Raw genomic sequence first — 12,786 nt, 5'->3', positions numbered from 1 at the left:
ATGATCAGGTCCTTTGCTGTGGTGTGCGTTCCCTGGTGAGGTAGAAGGGGTTCGCCACCGGACGCCGATCGGTTTGGAGCGGATGCCGGGAGTCGGCTGGGAGCGCCGCCGGGGCAGAGCCGGTACGGTCCCGCGACCCTCAGCGCAGCGGCCGCCCGACGAGCTCCGCACTGCGCTCCCACAACGCGCTGGCGAGGGCGCCGTCGCGCGACCTCGGGTGCAGGGACCAGGTGGCCACGCGCTGTCGCTCGTGGTGCTCGCCGGGCTGCCACCAGCCTCCTGACGGCTCGGTCGCCATGCGCACCAGTTGTCGCGCACCGGTCGCAGGGGTGCCCAACGCCCGCGCCGCGACGGGGTTGCGGTAGAGCAGGCCGAGGGGGCCGCTGCGGGCGCCCGTCGCGAAGCCGCTCGAGATGATGCCGGGGTGGAACGACGCGGCCGTGATGCCGTCGCCCCCGTGCCGCAGCTGCAGCTCGCGGGTGAAGAGCTGGTTCTCGAGCTTGCTGTCGCCGTAGGCCTTGTTCGCGCTCCAGCGACGGTCGTTGTCGAGGTCGTCGAGGTCGACGTCGCCGAAGAGCCGTGCCGCGATGCTCGAGGTCTGCACGACCGTCGCCCGGCTCGCGACCAGGACGTCGAGCAGCAGGTCGGTGAGCAGGAACCCGGCGAGGTGGTTCACCTGGAAGGTCGTCTCGTGCCCGTCGACGGTGCGACGCTGCTCGCCGAAGACGCCGCCCGCGTTGTTCGCGAGCACGTCGATGCGGGGGTGCTCGCGCCGCAGCGCCTCGGCGAGCTCGCGCACGTCGTCGAGGCGCGAGAAGTCGGCCACGTGCGAGGCCACGCCCAGGGCGTCGGCGACCCGCCGGGTCTTCTCGGGCGAGCGGCCGACGACGACGACCTCGTGGCCGAGCTCGTGCAGCGTGCGGGCGGCGCTGGCCCCGATGCCGTCGCTCGCGCCCGTGATGACGATGGTCTTCGGCACGGTGGTCCTCCAGTCGGGTCGCCCGGTCGGCGTGCCGTGATCCTACCGACGGGCGTCAGGAGGCCCGCCCGGGCGAGGGCGCCCGTCGCATCGGTACCGTGGCCGGGTGACCGAGCCGACCCGCACCTCCGCCGCGCCCGCACCCGCACCCGCTGGGCCCGGGGCGACCGCCTCCGCGTCGGCGCCCGCGGACACCCGCACCTTCGACGCCCCCGCCGGGCGTATCGTCGGCCGGGTCGACGGCGACGTGGTCCGCGTGCTGGGCGTGCCGTACGCGGAGGCGGGCCGCTTCGAGCCGCCGCGCCCGCTGCCGCGTGCCACCGGACCGGTCGAGGCCTTCACGCGGGCCCCGGCCTCACCGCAGCTGCCGTCGCCGTTGCTGGCGACGCTCCTCGAGGGAGCCGAGGCCGGCATGGTCGACGACGAGCGCTGCCAGGCGCTGTCGCTCACGGTGCCCGCCGACGTGCGGCCCGGCGAGCGGCTCCCGGTCATGGTGTGGATCCACGGCGGCTCGTACGTGACCGGGGCCGGCGACCTCGACGTGTACGACCCGGTGGCGCTCGTCACCGAGCAGCGGGTCGTCGTCGTGACGGTCACCTACCGCCTGGGCATGTTCGGCTACTTCGGCGGCGGCGACGGCGACGGCGACCGCGACGGCGGGGCGGTGCCCGCGAACCTGGGGCTGCTCGACCAGCTCGCCGCCGTGCGCTGGGTGCACGAGAACGTGGCGGCGTTCGGCGGCGACCCGGACACGGTCACCCTGTTCGGCCAGTCGGCGGGCGGCGACGCGGTCGCGCACCTCATGATCGCCGAGGGCGCCCGCGGCCTGTTCCGTCGGGCGATCGTGCAGAGCGCGCCGCTGGGCATCACCCGTCGGCGGGCGCGCATGAACCGCGCCATGGTCGCCGCCGTCGGGACGCCTTCGCGCGACGCCACCGTCGAGGAGGTCCTCGCGCTGCAGCCCGTGGCCGAGCGTGCCGCCCGGCGCTTCGGCCTGCGCGGCGGCATGGCGTTCGGCGCCCAGTACGGCCGCGCGCCCCTGCCCGCCGAGGGCGACGTCGACGACGCCTGGCGGGAGGCCGCGCCGCACGTCGACCTCCTCATCGGTTCGACGAGCGACGAGACGGCCCTCTTCGCCGAGGGCGTCCCCGCCCTGCGGCGGGTGCTGTCCACGCCGGTGGTGGGGCGTCCGCTGCGGCGCCTCCTCGTCGGGACCACGACGCGCCTCCTGTACGCGGCCGACGCGCGCGCCTTCGCGCGGCGGCACCGGGAGGCCGGGGGACGAGCGGTCCGGTACGAGTCCACCTGGGCGCCCGAGGGCAGCGGCTTCGGCGCCGCGCACATCACCGAGCTGCCGCTGCTGCTGGGCACCCGCCGGGCGTGGGGGGACACGGCGCTCCTGGGGCGGGCCTCCTGGGACGACGTCGAGCGCCGCGGCCGCCGCGTGCGCCAGATCTGGGCCGACTTCGCGCGCACGGGGACCGTCGCGCCCGACGCGGCCGCCGGTCGGCAGAGCACGATCCGCCTGCACCGCGACTGACGCAGGAGGCGCGGGGCCGGCCCGGGCGGGTCCCGTCGTCTGGTCCGCGGGCCAGCGATCGACGTCAGGTGACGGTGATCGCGGTGCCGAGGGGGAGCTCGGCGAGCGGCTCGGTCACCGCGGCCGGGACGCGCACGCAGCCGTGGGCGCTGCCCGTGGGGTCTGGGGAGAAGTGCAGGGCGGTCAGGGCGGAGTCGCCGCCGTAGCTCGCGAGGAGGACCGTCCCACGGGCACTCGGGCACGACCAGGAGGCCTGCCCGGAGGGGGACCGGACGCTGATGGCCGGGCCAGGCCCTCCGACGGCGTTCAGCACTGCACGACGAGCCCCGTGAGGGCGCGCACGGTGGTGCTCGTGTCGGCCGTGCCCGTCCACGAGGGCGCGTCGACCGGGACGGCGCGCACGGTGAGCGTCGTCGGGCCCAGCGACAGCAGGCCACCGGTGATCGGTGCGGTCCGGACGGTCGGTGCCGCGGTCGCGACGACGAGCCCGCCCGGCGTGACGACCTCGAACCGGAGCACGGCCTCGCCCACGTAGGTCCAGGCGACCGAGGCCGTGGTCAAGGACGTGTTGGTGCAGCGCACGGCGGAGGGTGCGGTGACGGTCCGCGTCGCCAGCGTCGAGGTCGGCGACGACGTCACCGCCCGGAACGGCGCCGCGACCGCCTCGGCGGGCAGCAGTGCGCCGATGCCGGTGGCCGCGACGACGACCGACAGGCCGCCGGCGACGCTGCGTCGCCGACGCGTGCGCCGGTGCTGCCGTCGCAGGACGCGCCGCGGCGTGCTGCCCGCGATCGAGGCCGTGCCGACGCCGGAGGTCGCCGTCGCGACGCCGAGGGCGAGGTCCTCGCCCGACGTGCCCGGGACTCCTGCGCGTCCTCCGTCGGGCCCGGTGCCCTCGACGCGCCGCCGCAGCGCGCCGTCGATCGTGCTCAGGGCGAGCAGCACCGCGATCGAGGCCGCCAGGAGGCCCAGGCGGGCCACGTCGCCCTCGCGGGCCCAGGTGACGGGCAGCCCGATCCACGGCACGCGCAGCATGCCCACGCCGTGCACGGCGTCGGGGTGCACGGGCGAGCTGTCGGCCTCGGGGTTCGCGTCGCCCTTGGTGACCAGGGAGCCCGCCTCGCCCGTCTCGGTGAACCGGTGGAACCGCAGGCGACCGTCGTGGTCGGGGTCGTCGGCGAGCAGCACCTGGCCGACGCGCAGGTCGCTCGTCGGCACGGGCTTCGACACGACGACGTCGCCGACGCGCACGCGCGGCTCCATCGACCCCGTGACGGTCGTCGTGGAGTGCCAGCCGACGAGCGTCGGGGCGGTGGCCCAGAAGGCGAGCCCGAGCAGGACCACGAGGACGCTGCGCGAGGCGGTCGCGACGACCAGCCTCGCCCAGTCGGCCACGGGGTCCGGCGCGAGCGGGGCGGGGGAGGGGGCGGCGGGGCGCACCGTCGCGGCACGGTGCCGCGACGGCGCCGCCGCGACGGTGTGCGCGGACACGACGGGCGTCGGGGCGTCGACTAGTTGTTCTGCGCCTCCCACGTGAACCCGAGCGAGGCGGAGGCGCCCTGCGAGGTGTTCGCGAGGGTCGGCGAGACCGTGTAGCTGATGCGGTAGGTGCGCGACTCGGCGGCGGTGCCGCCCGCGGTCACCCACCCGCCGGTGGCGTTGGCGTAGTTCGAGTGCGCCGTGGCGAAGCCCGCGAGCGACGCGTTGTAGAGCGTGCCGCCGGTCGTCGCAGGCGTGAAGCCCGTGCACGAGCCGAAGCTGCCGCCGGTGCCCTGCTCGACCGTGAGGGTCGTGTTCGCCGCGAGGTCCTTCGTCGAGGAGGCGCCGGTGCCGTAGAGCTTGACGGTCGAGGGCAGCGTGCCGGTCGAGGTGACGGTGATGCACTTCGCGTCGGTCGAGCCCGGCTTGAGGTTCGTCGCCGAGAACAGCGCGGTGCCTCCGCTGCCGCCGGCGCCGCCGTCGTCGTCCGTGAGCGCGACGGAGCCGGTGGCCCAGTTGCTCGTGGGGTTCTCGGTCGTCGACGAGAACGCGGAGTACGACGCGGTCGACACGACGGCACCGGAGGCGACGAGGGCGACGGGGACGCCGATGAGGGCGGCGAGGCGGGCGGTGCGCGGGGACACGGCGGACATGGGGTGCTCCTGATCAGCAGAGAAGGGTGCGCACGGACGTGCGCGGAGGGAGGAGCCGGGGGTGCGTCGAGCGGGTGGTGGGTCCGCGTCGTGCCGGCGGGAGCGGGCGTGGTGAGGGCCCGGCTCAGGTGGTGCGAGAGAACGGTACGTCGGCGCGCCGCGATGCGCAACGGGTGCTCCTGCGGCGGGGAGCGCCGGGACGCCCGACGCCCGTCCCGGGACGCGGAACGTAACGCGCCCGAAACCGCACCGCGCCGCTCACGGAAACACCCCCTGGATACCGTCCGATCACCAGAGTCCGGCACCCCTCACCCGGGTGCACCTCGACCGAAGGGCGCCTCCGCCGATGCCGCACGCCTCCCCCCGTCCCGTCCCCGCCCGGGCAGCCCACCGGCTGCTCGCGGCGGCCGTCCTGGCCCTCGGCCTGGGTGCCGTCGGCGTCGCCGTCGGCGCCCCGCCGGCGTCGGCCGCGCCCGACCTCCCCGGGTCGCCGACGCTCGTCGTCGCGCCCGCCGAGGTGGCCCCCGGCGACCCCGTCGACGTCACGGTGACCCTGCCCGACGTCACCGACGCCTACGCCGTCGAGCTCGCCCTCGACGTCGACCCGGCCGTGCTGGCCCTCGTCGAGGGCAGCGCCGCGGGCCCCGCAGGAGGCTTCGACACCGCCCGGCAGGACGACGCGACGATCACCGTCGCGCACACCCGCCTCGGCGCGTCCCCCGGGCTGGAGGGCGACGTCGTGATCACCGTGCAGCTGCTCGCGCTCGCACCCGGCGACGGCACCGTCGCCCTCACGGGGGCGACCCTCGTCGGTGCCGACGGCGTCGTCCTCGCCGTGCCCGCCGCCGGGCTGCCGGCCGCGGACCTGGCCGTGGTCGCGCCTCCTGTCGTCCCGTCGCCCTCGCCGACGTCGCCCGCGCCGGCCCCGTCACCCACCGACCCGGCAGGAGGCGCGACCGCGTCCCCCGGCCCGTCGCCCTCGGCGTCGATCGCCCCCGCCGCCTCCGGCAGCACCCCGACGGGCGACCTCGCCTGGACCGGCTCCGAGCTCGGCCCGGTCGTCGGCATCGCCGGTGCCGCGGCGCTGCTCGGCGCCCTCGCGCTGGCCGCCGGCGCCCTGCGCCACCGTCGGCTCGCCCGCGCCCACGAGGACGGAGCGGGCGAGTGAGCCCCGCGACGCGCCCCGCCGTCGTCCGTCCCGCCGTCGTCCGTCCCGCCCTCGCCCCGACCCGGAGGACCTCCACCGTGACCCCTCGCCGCCGCACCGCCGTGGCCGCCGCCACCCTCGGCTGCACCGCCCTGCTGGGCGGGCTCGTCGCCGTCCCCGCGCAGGCGGAGCCCGCCCCCGGGGCGGCACCGGCCCCTGCCGCGGGCGCCTACCTCGCGCCCTGGTACACCGAGCTCGACCTCACGGGCGACCGACAGGTGACGCCGGACGACCTCGAGCTCGTCGCCACGGCCCTCGGTGCCGTCGCGGGCACGCCGCGCTACGAGGCGGTCGCGGTGGCGGACGTCGACGCCGACGGCGCGATCACGGTCGCGGACCTCGCCGCCGTGTCGCAGCGACAGGTCTACGACGACGGTCCCTTCCAGCTCGTCGAGGCCACCGCGATCGACATGCAGGCGGCCATGAACGCCGGCGTGACGACGTCGGTGGCGATCACGCAGGAGTACCTCGACCGCATCGCCGCCTACGACCGCACGACCGTCGACCCGGCGGAGGGCGGCCGTCCGCTCGCGTCGATCGTCACGACGAGCGCCGTCGCGCTCGAGGCCGCCGCGGCCGCCGACGCGACCCGCGCCGAGCGCGGCATGACGAGCCCGCTGCTCGGCGTGCCCCTCGCCGTCAAGGACAACTACGACACCGTCGACATGCCCACCACCGCGGGCTGCTCGTGCTGGGACGCCAACCAGACCGACACCGACGCGACGATGGTGGCGGGCCTCCGGGCCGAGGGGGCCGTCGTGCTCGCCAAGGCGAGCCTCGACGAGTTCGCCTTCGGCTTCGTGTCGCAGTTCTCGTCGCACCAGCCCGTGGGCTCGTCGACCTTCGTCGCCAGCCCGTACGCCACCAGCCGCACGGCGGGCGGCTCCTCGGGCGGCACGGGCGCCGCGATCGCGGCCAACCTCGCGGGCATCGGCTTCGGCACCGACACGGGTGGGTCGATCCGGGTGCCGTCGTCGTACAACCAGCTCGTCGGCATCCGGCCCACCGTGGGCCTCGCCAGCCGCGAGGGGATCGTGCCGCTCGCCCTCAGCCAGGACACGGGCGGTCCCATGGCCCGCACGGTCGCCGACGCCGCGGTCGCCCTCGACGCCGTCGTCGCCGCCGACCCTGCCGACGCCACGACGCAGCAGCCCGGGCGCACCGTCCCCGAGTCGTACGCGTCCTCGCTCGACCCCGAGGCCCTGGCCGGTCGGCGCTTCGGCTACGTCGCGTCGATGGTGGGCACGGGCGCGACGAACCAGCGCCTCTTCGCCGAGGCCGTCGCCGACCTGCGGGCCGCGGGGGCCGAGGTCGTCGAGGTCGCGCCTCCTGCCGGCTTCGACCGGGTGCTGTCCGAGGGCAGCGGCAGCACGGCCGAGTTCCGGCACGACCTCGCGCAGTACGTGCAGGCGCACCTCGCCCCCGACGTCGCGGCGCGGTCGCTGGGCGACATCGTGGCGTCCGGGCAGCACGTCCCGTCCCGCCGCGACACGTACCTGACGCGCGCCGCCGTCACCGAGGAGCAGTACCAGGCCTGGGCCGGCCCCACCGGCAGCCACACCATCCAGCTCGCCGCCGGGCAGCGCCTCGTCACCGCGATGCTCGACGGGAGCACCCCCGCCGGCCGCCTCGACGCGCTGCTCTACCCGTCGGGCTCGCCCTACGGCACCGTGAGCACGAACCTGCGGCTCGGCCCCAACACGGGCATGCCGTCGATCTCGGTGCCCATGGGGCAGGCCGACCAGGCGCTCGACGGCGCCGGGGTGGAGCAGGGCGCGGGCGTGAACCTCGAGTTCCTCGGCCGGGACTGGTCCGAGGGCGACCTCGTCGGCATCGGCTACGCCTTCGAGCAGGCCACCGGGCACCGCACGGCGCCGGCGCTCTACGGGCCGCTGCCGTGATCCGGGGCTGACGCAGGAGCGCAGGAGCGCAGGAGGCGCGGGGCCGGTGGGCTCCGCGCCTCCCGTGCGTCGCGGCTCGGGGCTCGGGGCTCGGCGCTCGGGGCGCGGCGCTGTGGGCGAACCCCCGGTCGGCGGTTGAACAGCGCCTAGGCGCGGCTGCGGCTGCCGGTGCGTGGTTCGTGCGGTCCGGTGGTGCTGCGCTGCGGGTGCGTGGTCCGTGCGGTGGGGCGTCAGTCGGTGCCGGGCAGCGGCACGGTGGCGCCGGTGCTGCTGGGACCGGTGGTGCCGCTGGTGGTGTCGCCCCCGCGGGCGTTACCGTTCCCACCGCCGTTCCCGTTGCCGGTGCCCGGGCCCTGGCCGTTGCTGCCGCCGTTGCCGTTGCCGTTGCCGTTCCCGGTGCCCGGGCCCTGGCCGTTGCCGCCGCCGTTCCCGTTCCCCGTCGTCGGCACCTCCGGCACGGTCGGCACGACGGGTGACTCGTCCTCGTCCTGCTCGTCCTCGTCGGTCTCCTCGGGCTCGGGCTCGGGCTCGGGCGTCGGCGCGGTCGGCGTCACGACGGGAGGCGCGGGCTGGGTCGGCGCGGGCTCCTGCGTCTGCTCCGGCGCGGGCTCCTCCTCGACCGGCGCGTCGGACGTCACCTCGGGGGCCGGCTCGGTCGACTCCACGGGCGTGGTCGCGGCGGGCGCGGGAGCGTCGTCGCCGCTCGTGGCGACCACGGCCCAGACGACGCCCGCGACGAGCAGCAGGGCGACGAGGACCAGGGCGACCACGAGGCCCGCGCGACGGCCGCGGCCCGAGCCGCTCGTGCCTCCTGCGCCTCCCGCCGCGTCGCGGTCGTCGGCCAGGTCGGCGCCGGCGCCCGCACCGGTCGGACCGGCCGCCGCGAAGGGCGCGCCCGCGGTCGCGCCGTAGCGCTCGGTGGGGGTGTCGTCGAAGGGCGTCGGGGCGGCACCCGTCGGGTAGGCGGTCGTCGCGGGCTCGGCGGCGGCAGCGGCGCCGGCGCCCCCGGCGGCGAGGCCGGCCGCGGCGGCGCCCCCGGCGATGGCGGCGCCCGCGGGCAGCACGCGCGTCGCGGTGTCGCCCCCGGCGGGCGCGTCGAGGAGCGCCGTGGCACCGCCGTCCTCGGGCACGTCGCCGACCTCGCGGGCCCGACGGGCCACCTCGAGCGCATCGGGCCGGGTCGCCGGGTCGGTCGCCGTCATGGCCGTGAGCAGGGCCTTCCAGCCCGAGCCGAGCCCGCCGGGCACCTCGGGGCTGCGCAGGAGGCGCGCCGTGAGCTGCTCGACCATGGTGCCCCCGAAGGCGCGCTCGCCCGTCAGGGCCTCGAGCGCGACGAGGCCCAGCGAGTAGACGTCGGACGGCGGCCCGACCGGGTGGCCCTGCGCCTGCTCGGGGCTCACGAACGCGGCCGTGCCCATCAGGGTGCCGGTGGCGGTCACGCGCGTCGAGTCGACGAGGTAGGCGATGCCGAAGTCGGCGAGCTTCGCGCGGTAGCGGGCCTGCGGCCCGGGGAGCGGGGCCAGCAGCACGTTGGCGGGCTTGACGTCGCGGTGCACGACGCCGCGCTCGTGCGCGACGTGCAGGCCCTCGGCGAGGTCGGCGACCATCGTCGCGACGGCGGCGGGCGCGACGGGCCCCTCGTCGAGCAGCTGCTGCAGCGTGGGGCCCTCGACGAGCTCCATCACGAGGTACGTGCGGTCGGCCTCGTCCACGCGGGCGTCGAACAGCGTCACGAGCGACGGGTGGTTCAGCGAGGCGAGAAGGCGCACCTCGCTCGTGGCGCGCTGGGCGGCCGCGCCGGGCGCCTCCGCGGCGCCGAAGAACTTCATGGCGACGGTGCGGCCGAGCTGCTGGTCGACGGCCCGGTAGACGGTGGCCATCCCGCCGCGCCCCAGGAGCGACTCGATCTCGTAGCGGCCGTCGACGACGTCGCCGACCTCCGGCATGTGCCCTGCTGCGCTCACGGGTTCCTCCAGGTGGTCGGACCCCCAGCCTAGGCAGGGGGCGGCTGCGCGTCGTCCGTCCGGGGGGCAGGGGCCGCCCGGACGCACGCGACGCCCGGCCCCACGAGGGCACCGGGCGTCGACGTCAGGAGGCGCGGGTCAGGCGACGGGGACGGCCGCGAGGACGCCCTCGAGCTCCTCGGTCGCCTTCTCGGGCGTCGTGTCGCGGGCGAGGGCCAGCTCGGAGACGAGCACCTGCGTGGCCTTCTGCAGCATGCGCTTCTCGCCGGCCGACACGCCCGACTGCTGGTCGCGGCGCCACAGGTCGCGGACGACCTCGCTGACGCGGAAGACGCTGCCGGAGGCCATCTTCTCCTGGTTGGCCTTGAAGCGGCGCGACCAGTTGCCGGGCTCCTCGACCATGTCCTCGCGGAGGACCGCGTACACGGCCTGGACGCCTTCGTCGTCGATGACGTCGCGCACCCCGACCAGCTCGAGGTTGTCGACCGGGAGCATGATCTCGAGGTCGCTGGTGTGGACCTTCATGGTCAGGTACTGCTTCTTCTCACCCTTCACGGTACGTTCGGTGACCGCCGTGATGCTGACGGCGCCGTGGTGCGGGTAGACGAGGGTCTGGCCTACGGAGTAGTTCATGAATTCCTGTTCCTGCGGTGGGCGAAGACACCATTTTACAACAGGAGCGCTATAGTCCGGCCCTTCGATCTGGAGATCGTGCCAGCGTGGTGCCCATGACCCTCCTCGGCCCCGCCGGACCGCGCCTCCGGACCGTCCTCGCCGGGGCCCTCGCCGCCCAGGCCGTGCTGCTGGGCGTGCTCGTGGTCGTGCTCGACCGCGATCTCGTCCTGCCCGCCACCCTCGACGTCACGGGCGACGGACCCCGGCGGGCCGTCGCCTCCCTGCACGTCGGCTGGGCGGTCGTGGTCGCGGTGGCGCTCACGGCGGCGGCCCTGGCGGCGACCGTGCGCCCCCGGGTGGCCGGACGTGCCGACACGGTCGAGCGGCTCGCGGCCTCGGTGCCGTGGGCGGTCGTCGTGTTCCTCGTCGCCGTGCTCGACGGCGTGCGCGACGTCGGCACCCTCGTGCTCGTCTACGCGGCGACGACCGTCGTCCAGCTCGCGGCCCTCGTGCAGGACCGCGTCGTTCAGGACCGGCTCGTGCGGGGCAGCCTCGTGCCGGGCAGCCCGGGCGCGGGCGGTGCCGGGCAGGAGGCACGGGCCGGGTCGGGCCTCCTGCCCCTGACCGTCGCGTCCGGCATCGGCATCGTGCCGTGGGGCGTCGTCGCGCTGCACCAGGTCGGTGCGGGCGTGGCCGGCTCGCCGCCGTCCGGCACGGTGCGGGTCGTGACCCTCGTCGTGCTCGGCTGCGCGATCGCGGCCTTCGTGGCCGAGTGGCGGGCCGCGGCGCGGGCCCTCCGCGAGGGGCAGGAGGGGCGCCCCGCGCCCGCCGCCCCCGGTCGCGCCCGCAGCGCGCCCGGCCCCATCGGGCGCGCCCCGGTCCCGCCCGGTGCCGTGGCGGACCCGGCCGGTCCCGAGGGCGCGACCCGCGCCTCCTGCCCCCGTGCCCCGCGGACGCCGGCCGCCGCCGTCGTGCTGCTCGCCATCGCGGCGTCGGCCCTGGCCTGGGCGGGCGTGCTCGGGGCGTCGTAGCCTCCGGGGATGACCGACATCGTCCTGTTCCACCACGCCCGCGGGCTCACCGCCGGCGTGCGCGGGCTCGCGGCCGACCTCGAGGCCGACGGCCACGTCGTGCACCTGCCCGACCTCTTCCACGGCGCCACCTTCGACACGATCGACGAGGGCGTCGAGCACGCCCGGCGCACCGGCACCGACGTGCTGCTCGAGCGCGGGGTCGCCGCCGGGACGCGGGCACCCGCCGACAGCGTCTACGTCGGCCTCTCGCTCGGCGCCCTGCCCGCCCAGGCCCTGGCGCAGCGTCGCGTCGGCGCGCGCGGGGCCGTCCTGCTCGAGGGGTGCGTGCCGGTCACCGAGTTCGGCGACACCTGGCCGACGGGCGTCGCGCTGCAGGTGCACGGAGCGGAGGACGACCCCTGGTTCGCCGAGGACCTCGCCGCCGCGCGCGAGCTCGTGCTCGGGGCGGACGACGGCGAGCTGTTCCTCTACCCGGGCGACGGGCACCTCTTCACGGACGCCAGCACCGACGCGTACGACGCCGCGTCCACCACGCTCGTGCTCGAACGGGTGCGGGGGCTGCTCGCCCGCGTCGGCTGAGGCCGCGGCGGGCCCGCTCGCGTCGGCTGAGGCCGCGGCCGGCTCGCCCGGCTGCTTCCCTCTCGCGCGGCCGCGCGGGTGCGCCTGCACCGAGCCGGCACCGCGGTGCGCTCCTCGCTGCGCGGTGCCGATGTCCGCGCCGTGGTGCGAGAAAGGCACCGCGGCACGGTGCGGACACTGCGGCACGGAGGAACGTGCTGCGGTGTCGCCCTCGTGCCGCGGTGCCGGGTGGGGCGGCCGGGCGGGGCGGGTGCTACTCGCCGGCGGCGGCGTCGCGGCCCGCGAGGGGAGCCGCGCGACGGCTGAGCGCGGTGATCGCGTAGGAGGCCGCGCCTCCTGCGACGAGCGCGAAGGCGGCGCCGCCGAGCCCCCAGCGGCGGTGGCCGAGGGCGGCGTCGAGCGACGCGCGCCCGGGCGACTCGGCGAAGGCGGCCAGGGCCGCGACGAGGACGGCGTTGTACTCGAAGCCGCCCGAGGTGTTCCACACGCCCTTCGCGCCGTGGACCTTGCGGACGGCCGTGACCATGGTCCCGACGAGGCCCGCCGCGGCGACGGGCGTGGCCGCACCGAGCACGAGGGCGGCGCCGCCGGCGGTCTCGGTCCAGGCGGCGGCCTGGGCCTGCCGGCGGGCGGGGTGGAGGTCGAGCGCCCCCATCATCTGCTCGGTGCCCTCGAGCCCGGGCCCGTCGAAACTGCCGGTCAGCTTCTGGAGGCCGTGCCCGACGAACAGGCCGCCGACGGTGACGCGCAGGAGTGTCTTCGTGATGCTCATGCCCACGGGTCTACCCGCCGGGCCTGGAGGTTCCCGAGAGCGGGCGGGCGGGCCTCCTGCCGG

Annotated in this window: 12 protein-coding genes; 5 read left to right on the top strand and 7 right to left on the bottom strand. The window is 76.7% G+C overall.

The features are described 5' to 3' along the window. Positions 1-139: 139 nt before the first annotated feature. Positions 140-979 (bottom strand): SDR family NAD(P)-dependent oxidoreductase, encoded by an 840-nt coding sequence (locus ACYVHQ_RS09960; RefSeq protein WP_460512570.1) that lies wholly within the window; start codon positions 977-979, stop codon positions 140-142. 106 nt (positions 980-1,085) lie between these two features. Here ACYVHQ_RS09960 and ACYVHQ_RS09955 point away from each other — a divergent pair, with 106 nt between their 5' ends. Continuing rightward, positions 1,086-2,519 (top strand): carboxylesterase family protein, encoded by a 1,434-nt coding sequence (locus tag ACYVHQ_RS09955; RefSeq protein WP_460512568.1) that lies wholly within the window; start codon positions 1,086-1,088, stop codon positions 2,517-2,519. Positions 2,520-2,583: 64 nt separating this feature from the next. Here ACYVHQ_RS09955 and ACYVHQ_RS09950 read toward each other — a convergent pair whose 3' ends face one another. From ACYVHQ_RS09950 to ACYVHQ_RS09940, 3 genes are read right to left on the bottom strand one after another with little or no spacing between them, the layout of a single operon-like run. Continuing rightward, positions 2,584-2,832: a hypothetical protein gene (locus ACYVHQ_RS09950; RefSeq protein WP_460512566.1), complete on the bottom strand. Its 249-nt coding sequence runs from the start codon at positions 2,830-2,832 to the stop codon at positions 2,584-2,586. Continuing rightward, on the bottom strand, positions 2,826-4,010 hold the full coding sequence (locus ACYVHQ_RS09945; RefSeq protein WP_460512564.1) for a signal peptidase I: 1,185 nt from the start codon (positions 4,008-4,010) through the stop codon (positions 2,826-2,828). Before ACYVHQ_RS09945 ends, ACYVHQ_RS09950 begins: the two co-directional genes overlap by 7 nt. A 20-nt stretch (positions 4,011-4,030) precedes the next feature. After that, the gene (locus tag ACYVHQ_RS09940) at positions 4,031-4,651 is read right to left on the bottom strand and encodes a hypothetical protein (RefSeq protein WP_460512563.1); all 621 of its coding nucleotides are present in this window, start codon (positions 4,649-4,651) and stop codon (positions 4,031-4,033) included. A gap of 346 nt (positions 4,652-4,997) precedes the next feature. Between ACYVHQ_RS09940 and ACYVHQ_RS09935 the strand changes: the two genes are divergently transcribed. Both ACYVHQ_RS09935 and ACYVHQ_RS09930 read left to right on the top strand, forming a co-directional pair. Further along, positions 4,998-5,819 carry a cohesin domain-containing protein gene (locus tag ACYVHQ_RS09935; protein WP_460512561.1) on the top strand — a complete coding sequence of 274 codons (822 nt, stop codon included), beginning with the start codon at positions 4,998-5,000 and terminating at the stop codon, positions 5,817-5,819. 77 nt (positions 5,820-5,896) lie between these two features. Beyond that, complete coding sequence (locus tag ACYVHQ_RS09930) at positions 5,897-7,759, top strand: amidase family protein (RefSeq protein ID WP_460512559.1); 1,863 nt, start codon at positions 5,897-5,899, stop codon at positions 7,757-7,759. A 230-nt stretch (positions 7,760-7,989) separates the two neighbouring features. Here the strand turns inward: ACYVHQ_RS09930 and ACYVHQ_RS09925 are convergent, their stop codons facing one another. Together ACYVHQ_RS09925 and ACYVHQ_RS09920 are read right to left on the bottom strand one after the other, a co-directional pair. Next, positions 7,990-9,723 (bottom strand): serine/threonine-protein kinase, encoded by a 1,734-nt coding sequence (locus ACYVHQ_RS09925; RefSeq protein WP_460512557.1) that lies wholly within the window; start codon positions 9,721-9,723, stop codon positions 7,990-7,992. Between the two features lie 138 nt (positions 9,724-9,861). Then, entirely contained in the window at positions 9,862-10,356 is a 495-nt protein-coding gene (locus ACYVHQ_RS09920) for a CarD family transcriptional regulator (protein ID WP_460512555.1), read from the bottom strand. A gap of 95 nt (positions 10,357-10,451) precedes the next feature. On the opposite strand from ACYVHQ_RS09920, the gene ACYVHQ_RS09915 reads away from it, so the two are divergent. Together ACYVHQ_RS09915 and ACYVHQ_RS09910 are read left to right on the top strand one after the other, a co-directional pair. Then, positions 10,452-11,369 (top strand): hypothetical protein, encoded by a 918-nt coding sequence (locus ACYVHQ_RS09915; protein ID WP_460512553.1) that lies wholly within the window; start codon positions 10,452-10,454, stop codon positions 11,367-11,369. A gap of 9 nt (positions 11,370-11,378) precedes the next feature. After that, positions 11,379-11,951 carry a dienelactone hydrolase family protein gene (locus tag ACYVHQ_RS09910; RefSeq protein WP_460512551.1) on the top strand — a complete coding sequence of 191 codons (573 nt, stop codon included), beginning with the start codon at positions 11,379-11,381 and terminating at the stop codon, positions 11,949-11,951. 253 nt (positions 11,952-12,204) lie between these two features. Here ACYVHQ_RS09910 and ACYVHQ_RS09905 read toward each other — a convergent pair whose 3' ends face one another. Next, positions 12,205-12,723, bottom strand: coding sequence for a DoxX family protein (locus tag ACYVHQ_RS09905; protein ID WP_460512550.1), 519 nt, complete (start codon positions 12,721-12,723; stop codon positions 12,205-12,207). Between the last annotated feature and the right edge of the window lie 63 nt (positions 12,724-12,786).

The sequence above is a fragment of the Frigoribacterium salinisoli genome (genome assembly GCF_054781095.1).
This window is presented reverse-complemented; position numbering and strand designations above follow the sequence as displayed.